Genomic DNA, 18,702 nt, shown 5'->3' with positions numbered 1-18,702 from the left:
TATGATCACGTTCGAGAACGTCACGAAAACCTACCCAGCCCGTGAGGGGGATAACACCGCCCCCGCGGTCAGTAACTTCTCGCTATCGATCCCGAGCGGCAAAACCACCGTTTTTGTGGGCTCCTCCGGCTCTGGAAAAACGACCCTGCTGCGCATGATTAATCGCATGGTCACGCCCACCAGCGGCCGCGTGCTTATCGACGGCAACTCGGTGGCAGATCGTGACCCTGTTGAGCTGCGCCGCTCTATTGGTTATGTCATGCAGGCCTCGGGTCTGCTCCCCCACCGCACGATTGCGGAGAATATCGCCACGGTGCCGCGCCTCGAGGGGGCGTCGAAAAGCGAAGGGCGCGAACTCGCTGCACCGCTGATGACGCTGCTCGGGCTGGACACGGGATTGCTTGATCGTTACCCGAGTGAGCTCTCGGGCGGCCAGGCGCAGCGCGTCGGGGTGGCGCGGGCGCTGGCCCACGACCCCGCTATTTTGCTCATGGATGAGCCTTTCGGCGCTGTGGATCCGCTGGTGCGGCGGGAGTTGCAAGACCAGTTGCTTGATCTCCAGCACCGCCTGCACAAGACAATTGTGCTGGTCACCCACGATATGCAGGAGGCTATTGCGCTGGGCGATCAGGTGGTCGTGCTGCGTACCTCCGCGGAGATCGCGCAGGTGGGCACCCCCACGGAGATCGTGCGCGAGCCCGCCGATGAGTTCGTGAAGAAATTCCTGGGCATGCACACCAACACGGTGCACATTGAGCAGCGTGATGGGCAGCAGATCGTGGTGGATCACCTCGGCCGGGTCCAAGGGATCGTGGGATAGATGAATCTGTCATGGATAGCGGACAACCTGGGCTATATCGCGGGTCTCGCCGGCCAGCACGCGATGCTGGCGGTGCCGGCGATCGTGGCGAGCTTCGTGTTGGCCTTGCCTTTTGGCTTTTGGCAGCGGTCCTATCCCACCGCGCGGGAGCTACTCATCGGTGCGGTGGGCTTGCTCTATGCGGTGCCCAGTTTGGCGCTTTTTATCGTGATGCCCCTGCTCTTGGGAACCTCGGTGCTCTCGCCAATAAACGTGGTGGTGGCGATGATTCTTTATGGGCTGGCCCTGCAGATTCGCAGTACCACGGATGCTTTCGCCTCGGTGCCGCAGGCGCCGGTGCAGGCCGCAGAGGCCATGGGGTATAGCCGCTGGCAGCGCCTGTTGCAGGTGGAGTTTCCCCTGGCTTTGCCGGTGCTGATCGCCGGACTGCGGGTGGTATCGGCGTCGACAATTTCGCTGATCTCGGTCGGGGCGCTCATCGGCGTGCAGTCTCTCGGCACCTTGTTTACCAATGGTTTCCAGCGGGCCTTTCCCACCGAGATTCTGGCGGGGGTGCTCGGCACCGTGGTGCTGGCCGTGGTCTTTGATCTCATCATCGTGGCTATCGGTCGGATGTGTACGCCCTGGGTGCGTGCCTCCCAGCAAGGGGGTGTGGGCTGATGAGTCCTGTAGCAGAGGCTTTGCAACAGATCACGAGCGCTGAGTATTGGACTGGATCCGCTGGTTTTGGCGCGCGCGTGCTCGAGCACATGGAGCTCACCCTGCTTACCATGGTGTTCACGCTCGCGATTGGTTTGCCTGTGGGTATCTGGTTGGGAGTGCGCGCCCACCGTACCGGCCGGAGTGGCACCAGCATCGTCGCCGCCTTGGGGGCGTTGCGGGCGCTGCCCACGCTGGGACTTGTCACCTGGCTGACCTTGATTATTCCTCTGGGCATCTCTATGCCCACGATTCCCGCGGTGATCGTGCTGGTGATTCTCGCGGTGCCGCCGGTGGTGGCGGGCGCCTACTCAGGTATCGCCGCCATCGAGCACAGTGTGGTGGATGCGGCGGTCGCCATGGGGCATTCTCCCTGGCAGGCGCTGCGGGCGGTCCATCTGCCGCTGGCGCTGCCCACAATCATCGGTGGCATACGCTCCGCCACCGTGCAGGTCCTCGCCACCGCCACGGTCGCGGCCTATATCGGATTGGGCGGGCTCGGCCGTCCGCTTATCGACGGCTTGGCCCTGCGGGATTATCCCCAGATGCTCGCAGGAGCCATTCTGGTGATTGCACTGGCGTGGATAGTGGACATGCTTCTCGCCGTGGCTCAACGCGCCGCCCGCCCGCGCACCTAGACCGCCACCTCGGTGTTCCCGGGCGGGGCCGTCGTGCCCCCATCGCGCGTCTGCACTGTTCAGCAGTATTTTCTCTAACAATAAAACTCAGCGGCTGTTAAACTAAGCAGTTGTGCTGCAGCGTGCCGAGCGCCGGAATTGCCCTGTCACCGGCTATTAGCAGGGGGCGTGGCGTCGCTGTCTCTGTCACCGATATTCCCGTGGATAGAGAGATCCATATGTGCACGCAGTCGGTGGACGCCGGGTATCCCGGTGTGATCCTCGGCGCGGCTGTATCGCGTGTTTATCCCTTATGTGCAGGGGCCATCACTCAGGTGAACTCAGTACTGTGGAGGTAGTGAGTATGTCCCAAGAGAATTATTAGAGAAAGTAGAGCAGATGAACATCAATTCCCGTCTTGCGAGCATGACTGCGGTCGTGAGCGTGAGCGCCCTCGTACTGTCCGGCTGCGGAGCCGGCAATGATCCCCTCGATGGACAGGGCTCGGATAGCGAGAAGAACTCGGACCGGGACCGTGGCACCATCGTTATTGGTACGGCGAACTTCCCCGAGTCCGAGCTGATCGGTCAGCTCTGGGCGGAGGCGCTGCGCACGCAGAGCATCGATGTCGAGGTGAAGTCCGGCATTGGCTCCCGCGAGGTGTATATCAAGGCTATCGAGGAAGGCTCGATCGACCTGGTGCCCGAGTACTCCGGAAACCTGGCGATGTACTTGGCTGGCGATGAGGATGCGGTGACCGTGGGCATGTCCAGCGAGGAGGTGCTCGACGCGTTGAAGGAGGTAACTCCCAAGAATCTCGCTGTGGGCGAGGCCGCCGAGGCGCAGTCGAAGGATTCCTATCGCGTCACCCCCGAGGTGGCCCAAGAATATGATCTGAAGAGCCTCGAGGATCTCCGTTCTGTCCCAGAGATTATTGTCGCGGGCAACCCTGAGCTCGCCGAGCGCCCCTATGGCCCGAAGGGGCTGAGCGAGTTCTATGGCGTGGAGGAATCCTCCATGGAATTCAAGGCCATCTCTGATGGTGGTGGCCCGCTCACGGTGAAGGCGTTGACCGATGGGGCGGCCACGATCGCCGATATTTACACCACCTCTCCGGTGCTCAATAGCGAGGGCGAGGAGATCAATCTGGTGATGCTTGATGATCCCAAGGGGATGATCCTGCCGCAGAATATTGTGCCGCTGATGGCCAAGGGCCGGCTGGGCCGCGAGGCGCGAGAGACCATTGCCTGGGTCAACCGCACGCTCACCACGGAGAAACTCACTGAGCTGAATAAGCGCAATGTGGGCCCCGATAAGGAAGATCCCGCGAAGATCGCCCGTGAGTACACCCAGGAAGTGTTCTAGACACGCACCATTCCTGCCTGAGACCCTGCCCCGCCACACGGGGTGGGGTCTTTGTGCTGTGACATGGGGGAATACGCTTGTAAGCAAGCATTCATGCGCGGGCTAGCGCTCGGTCAGCGGTGGTTTACCCACCTGAGCTAGGAATAACACTCATGAACATTTCAGTACTGGGCACCGGGTATCTCGGGGCAACGCACGCGGCATGCATGGCAGAGCTTGGCTTTTCCGTGGTGGGCGTGGACATCGATGAAGACAAGATCGCGGCGCTATCGGCGGGGCGAGCGCCCTTTTATGAGCCGGGGCTCGGCGCTATTCTGCGCCGCGCCATCGACAATGATCGACTCCGCTTTTCCACCGACATGAGCGCGGCGGCCCAGGCAAACGTTCATTTCATCGCAGTAGGCACCCCGCAGGCCAAGGGCTCCTTCGCCGCTGATACCTCAGCAGTGGAGGGGGTGCTGCGTGAGCTGGTGCCGCATCTCGAGGGCGAGCATGTGGTGATTGGGAAATCCACCGTGCCAGTGGGTACTGCGGCGCGCCTGCAAAAAATGGCCGATGACCTCGCCGGAGACCGCGCCCGCGTGGAGGTGTGCTGGAATCCAGAGTTTTTGCGAGAAGGCTATGCGGTGCACGACACCATCACCCCGGATCGCATTGTGCTCGGTATGGCGCGCCCTGATTCCTCGGCTCGCGCCGTGGTGGAGAACATCTATGCCCAGGCCCTCGAGGCGGGCACCCCGTTGATTGTGACGGATCTGGCGACGGCGGAATTGGTAAAGGTAGCGGCAAATGCTTTCCTGGCTACCAAGATTTCCTTTATCAACGCCGTCTCTGAGGTATGTGAGGTTGCGGGCGCGGACATCACCGACGTGGCCGATGCGCTGGGCTACGATAACCGCATTGGCCGGCGCTTTTTGAACGCCGGTTTGGGATTTGGCGGCGGCTGCCTGCCGAAGGATATTCGCGCTTTCATGGCCCGTGCCGGCGAACTCGGCGCCAATGAGGCGCTCACCTTTTTGCGCGAGGTCGATGCCATCAACATGCGGCGCCGCGATCACCTAGTGCAGGTAGTCAAGCGGGCATGTGGCGGATCGCTGATCGGGCAGAATATCGCGGTGCTCGGCTGCGCCTTTAAACCGCATAGCGATGATGTGCGCGATTCTCCTTCTCTCGCTGTGGCGGGTGCGTTGTCGCTGGGCGGGGCGGAAGTCAGCGTCTATGACCCGCAGGCGATGGATAATGCCCGCGCGATCTTTCCCACCTTGCACTATTCAAACGATGCGCGCGAGGCGCTGGCGGGCGCCGATTGCGTGGTGCTGGCGACTGAGTGGCCGGAGTTTATGGAGCTCGACCCGCGCGAGGCGGCAGCGATGGTGCGCACCCCACGGCTCGTCGATGGCCGCAATGTGATGGATCGGCAGGCGTGGGCGGCGGCAGGGTGGAGCGTGCATGCGCTGGGCCGTCCCAGCCTGGAGCCGGGATCGGTATAAAGAGGCGCTAGGCGCTCGCGGCCTCCTCGGCGATGGTGTCCTGGTCGCGCCGGTTCTGCGCAGCCGCGCGGTGCGGCCCCACCGTCAAGGCCGCAATGCCGGTGGTAATCGGCACCGCCAAGCAGAGGGCGAGGGCGCCCACGGCTGAGCGCATGAGCTCGGTGGACATAATGTCCGAGGTGAGAGTATTGCTCAGCGGGCGATCCGCCACGGAGAGCAAGAGCAGCAGCGGCAGCGCCGCGCCGGTATAGGACAGCACTAGGGTGTAGACCATCGAGGCGATGTGATCGCGCCCCACCCGCATGGCGGAGGTAAACACCTGCCAGGGAGTGTTGCGCGGGTTGAGCTCATAGAGCTCGTTCACGGTGGAGGCCTGGGCAATGGTGACGTCATTGAGCACACCCAAGGCGCCGATGATGAAGCCGCACAGCATCAAACCTGGCACCGTCACATCGGGCAGGTAGAGCTGGATCAGTAGATTGTCCTCATCGCCCAGGCCGCGAATACCGGTGGTAGTAATCGCATAGCGGCCCAGTAGCGCCGCTATGAGCAAGGCGGTGAGGGTGCCGCCCAAGGCGGCTGAGGACTTCCAGTTCAAACCGTGTACCAGGTAGATCACGATGAACAATACGAGCGCTCCGGTCACCACCGATAGCCACAGCGGATCGCCGCCGCGCAGCAAGCTGGGAAGCAAGAACACGGCGATGACCACCAAGCTCACGCTCAGCCCCACCAGCGCCCGCATGCCGCGCCAGCCGCCGATAACCACAAAGCCGAGAGCGGTCAGAAGCGTCCAGAGGATGATCGGGGTTCCGCGTTGAAAATCGGAGAACGCATACTGGGTGCCGCCATTGGGGGTGTCATTAACCAGCAGGCGAATCTGATCGCCCACCTGCAGCTCCGGATCGCCAGGCAGATTGTTGGTGATTAACAGGGTGCGCATCCCGGCGTCATCGCCGGAGGTGAGATCCACGATCGAGTGGGTGCAGGTGTGGTTCGGCTCGACGGGGCGGGCAGAATCGCGACTCGGTGCCCCAGGCGCCCCCGGCGCGGTGGGGCCATTGGGCGCGGGCGGTGGCGTTGGCGCTGCCGGGGCAGCCGGAGCAGCCGCGGGGGCAGTTTCAAACACCTGCCCCGAGCCGGGCGAATCACACGCCCCCTCTTGGACCACGGCGACGGTGCCATCGACCTGCTTGTGCGCGAGCGGGACGGAAAGGGCGAACCCCTCAGCGATGCTCGGCTTCTCGGCGGAGGGCCAGAGCAGCACGGTGCCGACCACCGTCAATAGTGCAGCCAGCGCCAAAGCCCCACCGAGGAACTTCTGCGCCATGCTGAATCGCGCCGTGGTATCGGCGCTGCTGGCTGGTCGCTTGGATTCCGAATGCCGCGAGTGTCTGCCCATAGTTGAAAAGACTACCTTCCTGCCGTGCAGGAAATAACCCCCGCACCAGTGCAGCGCTGCACTGGTGGGGCCGCCTCCAGTGAACAATCACCGACAGCAGCAACCCCGCCCATCCCGCGCGCGGCGGAGTGGACGGGGCGGAAAGGCGGCGAAGCGAGAGGCCGCGCCACGGACGTTATTGCTTATAGCTGGCGAGGAAGTTGCCGAGGCGGTCGATCGCTTCCTCCAGCTCGCTGGGCCAGGGGAGGGTGACCACGCGGAAGTGGTCGGGCTCCGGCCAGTTAAAGCCGGTGCCCTGCACCATCAGGATCTTCTCCTTGCGCAGCAGATCCAGCATCAACTTGGTGTCATCGTGAATGTCGTAGACATTGCGATCGATCTTGGGGAATGCGTACAGCGCGCCCATGGGCTTGACCACGGAGATACCGGGGATCTCGTTGAGCTTCTCATAGGCCACATTGCGCTGGCGCAGCAGCCGGCCGCCCTCGGCGGTGAGGGAGTAGATGGACTGCCGTCCGCCCAACGCCACCTGGATGGCGTGCTGGGCCGGCACATTCGGGCACAGGCGCGTTCCCGCCAGCAGGTCGAGGCCCTCGATGAAGCCCTCGGCGTGATCCTTCGGGCCGGTCAGCACCATCCAGCCGGCGCGATAGCCGGCCACGCGGTAGGCCTTGGACAGGCCGTTGTAGGTGATACACAGCAGATCGGGGCACAAGGAGGCGATGGAGATGTGCTGGGCGTCGTCGTAGAGAATGCGATCGTAGATCTCATCGGCCAGCACCAGCAGCTGGTGCTCGCGGGCGATGTCGGCGATCTTATTCAGCACCTCACGGGAGTACACCGCACCCGTGGGGTTATTCGGGTTGATCACCACGATTGCTTTGGTCTTTTCCGTGATCTTGGACTCGATATCCTCGATCGACGGCTGCCACTCGTTCTCCTCATCGCACAGATAGTGCACCGGGGTGCCGCCGGCCAAGGAGGTGGCGGCCGTCCACAGGGGATAATCCGGGGAGGGGATGAGCACCTCGTCGCCATCATTCAACAGCGCCTGGGTGGTCATGGTGATCAGCTCGGAAACACCATTGCCCAAGTAGACATCGTCGACATCGAACTCGGGGAAACCGTGGATCATCTCATAGCGGGTCACGATCGCGCGGCGCGCCGGGATCACACCCTTGGAGGTGGAATAGCCTTGGGCGCTCGGCAGCGCGGCAATCATGTCGCGCATAATCACGTCCGGGGCTTCGAAACCGAACACAGCGGGGTTGCCGGTGTTCAGCTTCAGGATGCGGTGACCATCCATCTCGAGGCGCTCGGCCTCCGCCGCCACCGGACCGCGAATCTCATATAGGACGTCTTTGAGTTTCTCGGACTGGTCGAACTCGCGGCGCTTCACGTCGGGGCGACGCTCGTCGCGGGGCTGATGGGTGTCATTGCTCATTGTTCCATCATGCCACTGGCCTCCGGCGCAGGAAAGTGCTGTGGGGAATCTGTGGGGCAGAATCGCCGATGGTCATAGAGGGTGGCGTCGATAAGCGCTAGGGGGCTAGGAGCGGAATACGGCGTCGCGGATCTCGGGCACCTGAACCACGTTCTCACTATCACGGAAATGGCCGGCACCTGCGACGATGGTGGGTTCCACGCCGAGATGGGCGGCCACCTCATCGCTGGCGGCGGCGGGCACGAGGGAATCATTATCGGAGCGAATCACCGCGATAGAGGAGACCCGGTCACGAATTTTCTCCCACTCCACCTCCTCGCAGAAGGCACGGATCTCCGCAGGTGTGCCCTCATAGGGGCGGGCAAAGGGGGCAACCAGCACCAACGTCCCCAGCGACCACTCAGAGGTGTCGCGCGTGAGATAGCGCAGCGCCGTGATCCCGCCGAGGGAGTGCGTCACCAGCCCCATCGACGTATCCAGTTCCGGCAGCTGCCGGTCGAGCACATCCTGCCACTGGCTCGGCACGGGCGCATCGGGGGAGGGAAAAGCCACCGCATCCAGCACGGCGCCGCGCATGATCCCCTCCAGCTTCAGCCACTGAAACAAACGCTTCTGTGGCGAACTATGAAAACCGTGGAGGGCGTAGACAGAACGGATAGGGGCTACCGGCTGGGCAGTTTCGAGCGACATAGCAAAGACTGTACCCAGCCGCCGCGGCTATGTCTGCGTGCCGTCCTCGGAGTCGTCGTGCGGTGCGCTTGTCGACGCATCACTGCCCGCATCCCGGCCCGTCACCGGTTGTGGCACGGCGGGTGGGGGAGCAGTAGGCGCGGGCACCGCAGGCTTGGGCGCAGCCGGCTTGGGGGTTGCTGCCTTGGGCACTGCAGCGTTCGGTGTGGCCGGCGTTGGCGTGGCCGGTTGCGGGGTTGCTGGTGTTGGCACTGCTGCCTTCGGGGTCGCCGGTTTCGGCGTTGCCGGTTGGGGCACCGCCGCTTGGGGTGTAGCCGGCTGGGGCGTTGCCGCCTTGGGAGTAGCTGCCTTCGGCGTTGCAGGAGTCGGTGTCGCGGGTTTCGGAACCGCGGGTGCTGGCGCTGCTGCTTTCGGCGTCGCCGGTTGGGGTACTGCGGGTTGCGGAGTAGCTGCCTTGGGTGCTGCCGGTTTGGGGGTTGCGGTCTTGGGCACGGCAGGTTGCGGAGTAGCTGCCTTCGGGGTTGCAGGTGCCGGTGTCGCGGGTTTCGGAACTGCGGGCGTTGGTACTGCTGCCTTCGGCGTCGCCGGTTGGGGTACCGCCGGCTTGGGGGTTGCCGACTGTGGTGTCGCTGGGGTTGCTGCCTTGGGCACGGCTGCTTGTGGCGTGGCCGGCGTTGGCACTGCTGCCTTTGGGGTCGCCGGTTTCGGCGTTGCCGGTTGGGGCACCGCCGCTTGCGGAGTAGTCGGCTGGGGCGTTGCTGCCTTCGGCGTTGCAGCCGTCGGGGCTGCGGGTCGGGGCGCTGCCGGGGTGGCTGGCGCCGGTGCCGAGGGCTTCGGCACTGCGGGGGCGGGGACGGCCGCTTGGGGTGCGGCAGCCTGCGGGCTGGCTGCCTTCGGCGTCGCTGGAGTGGGCGCGGCAGGCGTCGGGGTAGCCGGAGTCTGTTCCGTGTCGGCGGCGGCGTGGGACTCGGGGCCGGGAAGAGGTACGTTCTTCGTGGCAGACCGCGGTGCGGCCACACGGGTGGGCCGCTCGAGGAACGCCTTGGGACGGGCGGGCGGCAGGGCGCCGTCAATGGTGATGGAATCGCGCATCAGCTGGGCGACATCCTTAATCACCGGGGCGTTGCCCTGCTTGTTGGCGGTGGCTTTCACCCCGGCACCCAGCATGGTGTTACAGAAGGGGCAGCCCACGGCGATGGTCTCGGCGCCGGTCGCCACGGCCTCGGCCGCGCGGTTATCGCTGATGCGCTGGCCGATGTTTTCTTCCATGAACATGCGGGCACCACCGGCGCCGCAGCAGAAGCCATCGTCGCGGTTGCGCGGCATCTCCCGCAGCTCCATACCGGTGGATGCGAGCAGCTCACGCGGCGGATCAAATACCTTATTATGGCGCCCCAGGAAGCACGGGTCGTGGTAGGTGAGGGGGCGGCGGTTCTCCGGGCCGCGGGGCACCGGGGTGATCAGCTTCTCGCGCACCAAGCGGTTGAGCAGCTGGGTGTGGTGGAACACGTCATAGTGGCCGTCGAAGTCCGGGTATTCATTGCGCAGCGTATTAAAGCAGTGGGCGCAGCTGGTGATGATCTTGCGCTGCCGCGGTGGCACACCATCAAATACCTGGTTGAGAGTGCTCACATTCTGCTCGGCGAGGGTCTGGAAGAGCAGCTCATTGCCGGCGCGGCGCGCCGGGTCGCCGGTGCAGGTTTCGTCCTGGGCGAGCACCGCGAACTTCACCCCGGCCGTATGCAGCAGCTCCACAATGGCGCGCGAGGTCGCCACACCGTCCTCGTCGAGGGAGCCGGCGCAGCCCACCCACAGCAGGTATTCGGTATCGGAAAAGTCGGCGACATCCTCGCCAAAGATCGGCACCTCGATGCCGTCCTTGCGGGCGCGCTCAATCCACGCACGACGATCGCGGGAGTTGCGCCCCCACGGGTTGCCCTTGTTCTCCAGGTTCTTAAACAGCCCCGTCAGCTCGGAGGGGAAGGCGGATTCTTCGAGCACCTGGTAGCGGCGCAGGTTCGCCACGTGGTCGATGTGCTCAATATCCACCGGGCACTGCTCAACGCAGGCGCCACAGTTGGTGCACGACCACAGCACATCCTCAGTCACGGCCTGGTTGGCGCCGACGAGCTTGAGCACATCTACGCCGTCGTGGCTGTCCTCTGGGGTGAGATCGGCGTGGAGGGCGGCGTCGCGAAGCGACATCATGAGTAGCTTCGGCGAAAGAGGCTTCTCTGTGTTCCACGCGGGGCACACGGCCTGGCAGCGGCCGCATTCGGTGCAGGTGGCCGAATCGAGCAGCATCTTCCACGAGGCATCGCCGACGGTGCCGGTGCCGAGGCTGGCAGGTTCGCTCTGCTCGAGATCGGCGAGCCGGAGGGGGCGCGGGCCATCCATCAGGGGGCTGAGCGCGCCAAGGGAGGGACTGCCGTCGTAGTTGCGGGTCAAGAAAAGATTGAAGAATGCGAGAATGCGGTGCCAGGACACGCCCCAATGCAGGTTGCGTCCCACCACGATCAGCCACGTCATGCCGGTGAGCAGCTTGAATAGGGCGAAGCCGCTGACCATGAGCGGTGCGGCCGGCAGCAGCTGGGATAGGGGACCGGTCACCCAGTCTGTCCACGGCGAATAGCCGCCATAGGTGGCGATGGCGCCGGCCTTGACCAGCAGAATGCCGAGCCCTTCGAGGAAGACCACTGCCTCCACGAAATGCGCGGCGGTGGCGTTCGAGCCATAGAAACGATCGACGCGGTTGGCGCGGCCCACGCGCAGGCGAGTGATGAATAGAAAGAGAATGCCCACGACCGTGCCCAGCCCAAGGACTTCCTCGAGCAGCCGGTAGACGCGCAGCTCATGCAGCCACGGCCAGCCGCCGGCGGGATTGAAGGTTTGGATATAGGCCTCAAACCAGACCACCACACCAAATAAGAACCCCACCATCACCAGCCAGTGGGCAATCGCCACCGCGGGTTTGGGCATCATTTCGCCATGCCCAAACACCTTGCGCAGCACCTGGAAGGCACGGCTAAAGGGGCGATCGGTGCGGGTGGTGGTGGGCGTGCCCCGGGAGACGAAGCGGACAATGCGCCAGCACCCGTGCAGAAATACCGCCCATGCGGGCAATGACAGCACGACGCCCGCAATCCCCAAAAGGGTAGTCATGGTTGTTTCCCGTTCAGCTTCGGCAGTAGTCCCTCGCATTTTAGCTTTAGGACGCCGCCACGCGGTTGTCAGCACTGCCTAAGCGATACGCCCAGACTCGGCGCGAGAACTCACTAAGCTGGAGGGAGGAAACACCACGACAGCGATGTCACTAGCGAAGGATCCAGAGAAAAAACGATGCCCAACATTATTTGGCAGATTTATCCACTCGGCTTCACCGGCGCCCCCGTGCGCCCCAGCGAGGGAGAGCGCGAGACCACCCCGCGGCTGCGCCATATCTGTAATTGGCTGGACTATGCCGCCGCGATCGGCGCGGACACCATTCTGCTCAACCCGATCTTCGAATCCGCCACCCACGGCTATGACACCATCGACCATCGGAAGATCGATACCCGCCTCGGCACGGACGAGGACTTCGATCACCTCGTGAAGGTGTGCCGCGAGAAGAACCTTGAGCTGGTGCTCGATGGGGTGTTTAACCATGTTGCTGAAAGCCACGAGTTAGCTACTGCGGGGCATGTCAGCGGCGGCGACTTCGAAGGACACGGCGATCTGCTGGAGCTGGACCACTCCTCCCCCGAGGTGGAGGACTATGTGGTGGATGTGATGTGCCACTGGCTCGAGTGCGGTATCTCCGGGTGGCGTCTCGACGCCGTGTATGCCACCGATCCGGAGTTCTTTGCCCGCGTCACCACCCGGGTGCGTGAGCGCTTCCCGCACGCCTGGTTTGTGGGCGAGATGATTCACGGCGACTACAACGACTATGTAGCCAAGGCGCATCTGGACTCCATTACCCAATACGAGCTGTGGAAAGCCATCTGGAGCTCCATCAAGGATCGGAACTTCTACGAGCTGGAGTGGACGCTGAAACGCAACGCCGAGCTCACCTTCACCCCGATGACCTTCGTGGGCAATCACGACACCACCCGCATCGCCAGCCAGGTGGGGGAGCACGGTGCCGCTATCGCCGCGGTGTTGCTCTACACCCTGCCGGGTATCCCCGCCATCTACTACGGCGATGAACAGGGCTTTACCGGGGTGAAAGAAGAGCGAGTCGGCGGCGACGATGCCGTGCGGCCAACCGTCCCCGGCTCCCCGGAGGAGCTCCACGAGATCGGGAAGTGGATGTATGCGCTGCATGAGCAGCTAGGACGGCGTCGACAAGCCCAGCCCTGGATCAAGGACGCCCAGGTAGAGATCACCGATATCGACAACGCGGTGCTCGCCTATCGGGTATTCGATGAGAACAACAGCATGAACGTGCGTGTGGAGCTGGACCCGCCGCGGGCAGAGATCGACGGCGAATCTGTGGGGCTCTAGGGCTAGTGGGGTACGGCCGCGGCAGGGAAGAATCCCGCGGTGCTGATCGCGGTTCTTGCTAGACTCCAACTCTATGACGCACATCGTAGAGTCCCGGCCCCTCATCGTTTCCGCAACGAAAGAGGAGGCCGCTTATCTGCCCGAGGATGTGCCGGTACTGGTCACCGGCATCGGCACCCTCGCCGCCGCAATCAAGCTCACCGCCCTGCTCGCCGAGGCCCGCGCCGAAGGGCGCAGTCCCTCGCGCATCATCAATATCGGCACCGCGGGTGGCCTCAAGGACGGCGTCTCTGGCGTATTCGAGATCGCCACCGTGTTCAAGCATGATCTCGACCGCGATGTCTTTGAAGACGCCACCGGCCGCGGCTGGGGCGAGCCCTATGAGCTGAAGAAGGTCGGCCCGCTGCCCGCGGCGGGGCTGGCCACCGGCGATAGCTTTATTCGCGACTCCGAGACGCGCGCCCGGCTGGGCCACTATGCCGAGCTGGTCGATATGGAGGGCGTCGCCTTCGTGGAGGTCGCGCGCTTCTTCGATATTCCGATCACCCTGCTCAAGCAGGTCAGCGACTCCGCAGACGAGAACGCCGCCACCACATGGTTCGACGTGGTCGATCACAGCGCCAAGGAGATCGCCGCCGTGGTGGGGGATTATCTCTAAAAAGCCGCGGCCAGCAGACTAGGCCCTAGTTACCTAGCCCAATCGCGGGACGTCCTGCTTGTGGGACACCTGCGCGGTGGCGCCCGAAAAAAGCACCGCCGGAGAGTACGTTTCCGGCGGTGCTGTGCTGTGTAGCGAGGGGGTTAGTCCTCGTCGTCCTGGCTCTTCTTTGCCTCCTTGGTGGACTGCAAGGAGCTTTCCTTGCGGGTGCCCAAGGCCAGCATCTTCTGCCGGATGGTCTCGAAACTTTGCAGGCCTTCCGATGATTGATCGCCCTTGGCGGTGGCGATCTCGATATCGTCGGCGGTGATCTCGCCGGCGCGCAGCGCCACCAGATCAGAGTGATAGCGCAGCCAGACCGCGAGGGTGGCTGCCACCGGCACGGCCAAGAAGGCGCCAATGATGCCGAAGAGGGTAGAGCCCACGGTCACCGACAGCAGCACGATCACCGGATGCAGATTCATGGCCTTGGACTGCAGGATCGGGGAGAGCACATTGCCCTCCAGCTGCTGCACGATGAGGATCAGCGCCAGCACGGCAATGGCCGTGCCCACACCATTGGACACCAGCGCAATCAGCACCGCGATCGTGCCGGCAGAGATCGCACCCACGATGGGGATGAAGCCGGCGAAGAAGGTGATGGTGGCCAAGGCCAAGGCCAGCGGCACCTGCAGAATGAGCAGGCCGGCGCCGATGAGCACGGCATCCACCAGCGACACGATGGCTTGGGCGCGGATGAAGCCCGCGAGGGTATTCCAGGTGCGGGTGAGCACCTCGCTCAAGTGCCAGCCGGCGTTGTGCCCGGCATAGCGGCGCACGAAGGGCAAGAAACCGGTGCCGTCCTTGAGGAAGAAGAAGGTGAGCACGAGCATCACCACGAAGGTGACCGCGATGGAGGAGGCGGCAGACAAACCGCTGAACACACCCGAGGTGATCTGGCTGGACTGCTGCTGCAGCCGCGAGGCCACCTGATCCATCAGCCCATTGAATTGCTCCAGCCGCAGATTCAGCGGCGGGCCCTGGACCCAGTCGACGAGCTGATCCGCGCCGCGGCGTGCTTCTTTCCACAGCACTTGGCTTTGCGACGTAATGCTCGGGGCGATGGCAGCAATAACCCCGCCGAAGATCGCGAAGAAGCCCAAAATCACCAGCAACGCGGACAGCCCAGCGGGAACCTTCTTGCTGCGAAGCCAACGCACCGGCGGCCACAGCACCGTGCAGAGAAGAATAGCCAAGAGGATCGGGAGCAAACCGACCCAGATTTTGGCCAGACCGAACCACAGCAGGGTAGCGGCAATGACAAGAATGACGAAGCGCAGGGCCCATCCGGCCAGCCAGCGGCCATCCGAGCCGAGAATCGCGCCGCGATCAACCTCGTCGCTGGATTCCTCGCCGCCCTCGCTCAGCGGTGCGGGGCCGGGATTAGCCGCCGAAGTATCGCTGGCGCGCTCTGTGGCCGTGGAGCCAGAGTGGCCGGACTGCGCCGCCTCTGCCTGGGTGGCCGCGTGGCGCGGGCGATGCTCCACATCGTCGAAGGTGTCGGTGACCTCGTCGAGGCCATCGTAGGGCTTATCGTTCATTCCATCTCTTTCGCAGTGGGACGCGACATCGGACATAAAGGTCGTTCACGCGCGCTAGACAACCGAGCGCGGATATCGCGTTAAGGGAATAAAAAGGCTGCTCAGAGTAATCACAGGGCGTTCCATGTGCTGGGAATGGGAGCAGCGTAAAACACATTCTATGGACTAGGCCAGCACAACGCTAAATGGAGCGAGCAGTACGAGTTAGAGCGCGAGCCCTTCTGAACAGGTGTGGCATCCCGCTCGACAGAGCTGCGAAGAGCTGCGGGACGTTGCGGGGAGCTGCAGAGTGCCGCAGCGAAAAATAGGCCCCGCCACAGCCTGTCCCGAGTAGGTGGCAGGTGATGGCGGGGCCGTGTGGTCGAGGCGAGAAGCCTGGACTAGAGGACCATGGCTGCGATCCAGCCTGCGGCCATGAGCGGCAGGTTGAAGTGCAAGAAGGTGGGGATCACCGAGTCGCGGATGTGATCGTGCTGGCCATCGGCGTTCAAACCGGCCGTGGGGCCAAGGGTGGAGTCCGAGGCAGGGGAGCCGGCATCGCCCAGCGCGCCGGCGGTGCCGATGATGGCCACCGTGGCCAGCGGGGAAAAGCCCAGCTCCATGCACAGCGGAACGTAGATGGTGGCGATGATCGGCAGGGTAGAGAAGGAAGAGCCGATACCCATGGTGACCACCAGGCCCACGGCCAGCATGACGAGCGCGGCCACGCCCTGGTTGCTGCCGAAGGCGTTGGTGGCGTCTTCTACCAGGGTGGTCACATGCCCGGTTTCCTTCATCACCGCGGCAAAACCCTGGGCGGAGATCATGATGAAGCCGATGATGGCCATCATCTTCATGCCATCGGTAAAGACATCGTCGGCCTCATTCCACTTCACCGCGCCGGTGATGAGGATGATGGACAGACCCACCAAGGCGCCCACCAGCAGAGAGTTGGATTCGGCGCCCATGGCCTGCATGACCACCTGGATGGCAAAGGTGGCCACGATGGCGATGAGGGCCACGATGATCTGATAGGTGCTGGCCCGCGGGGTGGTGGCGGATTCCACCTCCACCTCAGTGACGGCGGGTGCCGCCGTGGAGCCGGTAGCCGGGGTGGACGGCTGGGTGCGGGTTTCTGCGGGGCGGGAGGTGTCCTCGCCAAGAACCGGCAGATCCTCGTAGTGGCGGCGGCCGCGGTAGCTGATAAAGAGGGCGATGAGCAGACCGATGAACATGCCGAGTGCCGGGATGCCCATGGCTTGCATGATGTTGATCCCCGAGGTATCCATGCCGGCGTCTTGAATATTGCCCAGCAGGATGTCATTGAGGAAGATATTGCCGAAGCCCACCGGCAGGAACATATAGGTGGTGACGAGGCCGAAGGTCAGCGTGGTCGCCACCGCGCGACGGTCCAGGCCGATGCGGTTGAACACGGTGAGCAGCGGCGGGATGAGCAGCGGAATAAAGGCGATGTGCACCGGGATGAGGTTCTGCGACATCACCGCCATGGCGAAGATACCTAGGATCAGTGCCCACTTGGTGGTGGTTTCTGCCCGCTCAGAGGCTTCGCCGGCCGAGCGATCCATTTTCGTGATGATCCAGTCCGCCAACATCTTGGGCAGACCGGTGCTGGCGATGGCCATGGCGAAGGCGCCGAGCAGCGCATAGCTGAGCGCGATACTGGCGCCGCCTGCCAGGCCGTCCTGGAAGGCGAGCATGGTGCCATCGACCCCCAGACCACCAATCAGTCCACCGACGAGGGCGCCGATGAAGAGGGCTAGCACGACATGGACGCGGCTGACAGCCAAGACCAGCATGACGATGACCGCAACTAATACTGCATTCACGCGACTGATCTTAGAGTAGCTTTATTTATTTCTTAGGATTCACCCCTTGATGGGGCACGGGCGTGACGGGCGTCTCCTCCGCAGCGTGGCTGCCCTGGGTCAGGGGCCGGTAGAGCACCCACAACACCGCGATGCACACCACGGTCCACCACAGGTAGCTATTGCCCACCACGTGCCAGAAGATGTTCCACTCCCCGCCGTACTCGGGGATGGGAGTAAAAGCCTTCGGCTCGAGCAGGAAGCAGCAGAATCCCGCAGCAGCACAGACTTTCCAGATAACGCGCATCCGGCTGCTGAAGCTATCGCGGGTGGCGGGGTGCGTCACCCGCAGTGTCACGGCGATAACCAGCAGCGGAATCCACACCCAGTGGTGGGTCCAGGACACCGGGCTGGCCAGCAGCGCGATGAAGCTATTGGCCGCTAGGGCTTCGAAGGGGGCCTGGGCGTGGAAGAGTCGCACCATCAGCGCGGCCACCACGGCGATGGTGATGAGGGCAAGCAGCAGCCACAGCGTGGAGCCGGAGGTGTCATCGCGCAGCCCCGCCCGCCACAATGCGCCGTTGAAGGATTGGTTGGCAGGAAAATCCATATTGCCGATGCGTCCCGTGGCGGAGAGCGTATCTAGCCAGTAGGTGCGCGAATCCTGCGGCAGAATCACCCAGGCAATCCCCGTAAGCCCCAGGGTGCCGGCCCCCATGCGCAGAATCGAGGCCCAGTCGCGCTGCAGCAAAAACCAGAGACCAAAGACCGCTGGGGTGAGTTTGATGGCCACGGCGGCGCCGGTGAGCACGCCCCGCCAGCGCCGCGGCAGAACCATGGTGTCCACGATGATCAGCGCGATGAGGAAAATATTGATCTGTCCGTAGACCACGGTGGACCAGATGGGGCCGATCGGCACCAGCGCTGCCGTGGTGGCGAGCGCCAGCCACGATCCGGTGGAGGAATCCACGGCGGCGAAGCGGGTGATGATCAGCCGCGTCAGCGCGAAGAGCACGGCCACATTGGCGAGGGTGATACACACCGAGGCCACCGTGTGTGAACCGAAGGTGAGCGGCACAAAGAGCAGCGCGGAGATCGGCGGATAGGTAAAGGGCAACACCACATCCGGGGTGATCTGAAACGCCCCGCTATACAGCTCCTGGCCGTCGAGCACCCGCTGGGCGCCCACGCGGTAGACCTCCATGTCCACGCGATAGCGCAGGCCGCGGTCATTATAAAAGGCATAGATGAGGGACGCGGCCATCATCAGTACGAAGACCACCTTGTGCCATCGCAAAAAAGAGATATGGCGAGGTGTGCCCGACACGGCTGTGGCGGAGAGCGCGCCGCGATCGGCAGGGTTAAGGGCGGGGAGCATCGGCAACGAACCTTCAGGGATGTCACGAACTACGACTGAAGCCTTTATATTAAGCCACGTCGATAGCTACGAGGTACGGCTTGTGAGCAAGCAGGGTGGCGTCGATAAGCGTCGGCGGGATCACCGGCACAGAGGGGACCCCAGTACATGGGCTCGTGGGTGGGCGTGGTATAAGGCGATTTTTCACAGGCCGATTCATGCTCTACCCTTTACCTAGCATGTGGACGAACCTCTTCGCCGATAAGGACCGCGTATTTCTAGGCCCGCGAACG

Annotated in this window: 14 protein-coding genes; 7 read left to right on the top strand and 7 right to left on the bottom strand. The window is 63.4% G+C overall.

Annotation, left to right across the window (positions count from 1 at the left end):
- Position 1: 1 nt before the first annotated feature.
- The 5 genes from KRX12_RS05855 to KRX12_RS05835 all read left to right on the top strand — a co-directional run bounded on the left by KRX12_RS05855 (position 2) and on the right by KRX12_RS05835 (position 4,991).
- Positions 2-820 (top strand): ABC transporter ATP-binding protein, encoded by an 819-nt coding sequence (locus KRX12_RS05855; RefSeq protein WP_218366038.1) that lies wholly within the window; start codon positions 2-4, stop codon positions 818-820.
- Complete coding sequence (locus KRX12_RS05850) at positions 821-1,480, top strand: ABC transporter permease (protein ID WP_218364985.1); 660 nt, start codon at positions 821-823, stop codon at positions 1,478-1,480.
- A complete protein-coding gene (locus KRX12_RS05845) occupies positions 1,480-2,157 on the top strand; it encodes an ABC transporter permease (protein ID WP_218366037.1) in 678 nt (225 codons plus the stop codon). Before KRX12_RS05850 ends, KRX12_RS05845 begins: the two co-directional genes overlap by 1 nt.
- A 378-nt stretch (positions 2,158-2,535) precedes the next feature.
- Positions 2,536-3,501 (top strand): ABC transporter substrate-binding protein, encoded by a 966-nt coding sequence (locus tag KRX12_RS05840; RefSeq protein ID WP_255550106.1) that lies wholly within the window; start codon positions 2,536-2,538, stop codon positions 3,499-3,501.
- A gap of 152 nt (positions 3,502-3,653) precedes the next feature.
- Positions 3,654-4,991: a UDP-glucose/GDP-mannose dehydrogenase family protein gene (locus KRX12_RS05835; protein ID WP_218366036.1), complete on the top strand. Its 1,338-nt coding sequence runs from the start codon at positions 3,654-3,656 to the stop codon at positions 4,989-4,991.
- Between the two features lie 7 nt (positions 4,992-4,998).
- Here the strand turns inward: KRX12_RS05835 and KRX12_RS05830 are convergent, their stop codons facing one another.
- The 4 genes from KRX12_RS05830 to KRX12_RS05815 all read right to left on the bottom strand — a co-directional run bounded on the left by KRX12_RS05830 (position 4,999) and on the right by KRX12_RS05815 (position 11,689).
- Entirely contained in the window at positions 4,999-6,393 is a 1,395-nt protein-coding gene (locus tag KRX12_RS05830; protein ID WP_218366035.1) for a YibE/F family protein, read from the bottom strand.
- A gap of 175 nt (positions 6,394-6,568) precedes the next feature.
- A complete protein-coding gene (locus tag KRX12_RS05825) occupies positions 6,569-7,837 on the bottom strand; it encodes a pyridoxal phosphate-dependent aminotransferase (RefSeq protein WP_218364989.1) in 1,269 nt (422 codons plus the stop codon).
- 105 nt (positions 7,838-7,942) lie between these two features.
- Positions 7,943-8,527 carry an alpha/beta hydrolase gene (locus tag KRX12_RS05820; RefSeq protein ID WP_218366034.1) on the bottom strand — a complete coding sequence of 195 codons (585 nt, stop codon included), beginning with the start codon at positions 8,525-8,527 and terminating at the stop codon, positions 7,943-7,945.
- A 27-nt stretch (positions 8,528-8,554) separates the two neighbouring features.
- A complete protein-coding gene (locus KRX12_RS05815) occupies positions 8,555-11,689 on the bottom strand; it encodes a heterodisulfide reductase-related iron-sulfur binding cluster (RefSeq protein WP_218366033.1) in 3,135 nt (1,044 codons plus the stop codon).
- A gap of 177 nt (positions 11,690-11,866) precedes the next feature.
- On the opposite strand from KRX12_RS05815, the gene KRX12_RS05810 reads away from it, so the two are divergent.
- Positions 11,867-13,009, top strand: coding sequence for an alpha-amylase family glycosyl hydrolase (locus KRX12_RS05810; RefSeq protein WP_218366032.1), 1,143 nt, complete (start codon positions 11,867-11,869; stop codon positions 13,007-13,009).
- A gap of 73 nt (positions 13,010-13,082) precedes the next feature.
- Positions 13,083-13,667: a nucleosidase gene (locus KRX12_RS05805; RefSeq protein WP_151529337.1), complete on the top strand. Its 585-nt coding sequence runs from the start codon at positions 13,083-13,085 to the stop codon at positions 13,665-13,667.
- Positions 13,668-13,810: 143 nt separating this feature from the next.
- On the opposite strand, the gene KRX12_RS05800 is transcribed toward KRX12_RS05805, so the two are convergent.
- The 3 genes from KRX12_RS05800 to KRX12_RS05790 all read right to left on the bottom strand — a co-directional run bounded on the left by KRX12_RS05800 (position 13,811) and on the right by KRX12_RS05790 (position 18,319).
- Positions 13,811-15,247: an AI-2E family transporter gene (locus KRX12_RS05800; protein WP_218366031.1), complete on the bottom strand. Its 1,437-nt coding sequence runs from the start codon at positions 15,245-15,247 to the stop codon at positions 13,811-13,813.
- A gap of 380 nt (positions 15,248-15,627) precedes the next feature.
- Positions 15,628-17,073 (bottom strand): Na+/H+ antiporter NhaC family protein, encoded by a 1,446-nt coding sequence (locus KRX12_RS05795; protein WP_218366030.1) that lies wholly within the window; start codon positions 17,071-17,073, stop codon positions 15,628-15,630.
- 25 nt (positions 17,074-17,098) lie between these two features.
- On the bottom strand, positions 17,099-18,319 hold the full coding sequence (locus KRX12_RS05790) for a glycosyltransferase 87 family protein (RefSeq protein ID WP_255550105.1): 1,221 nt from the start codon (positions 18,317-18,319) through the stop codon (positions 17,099-17,101).
- Positions 18,320-18,702: the final 383 nt, after the last annotated feature.

Source organism: Corynebacterium sp. TAE3-ERU2 (assembly GCF_019209955.1).
In the GTDB taxonomy this organism is placed as follows: domain Bacteria; phylum Actinomycetota; class Actinomycetes; order Mycobacteriales; family Mycobacteriaceae; genus Corynebacterium; species Corynebacterium megadyptis.
This window is presented reverse-complemented; position numbering and strand designations above follow the sequence as displayed.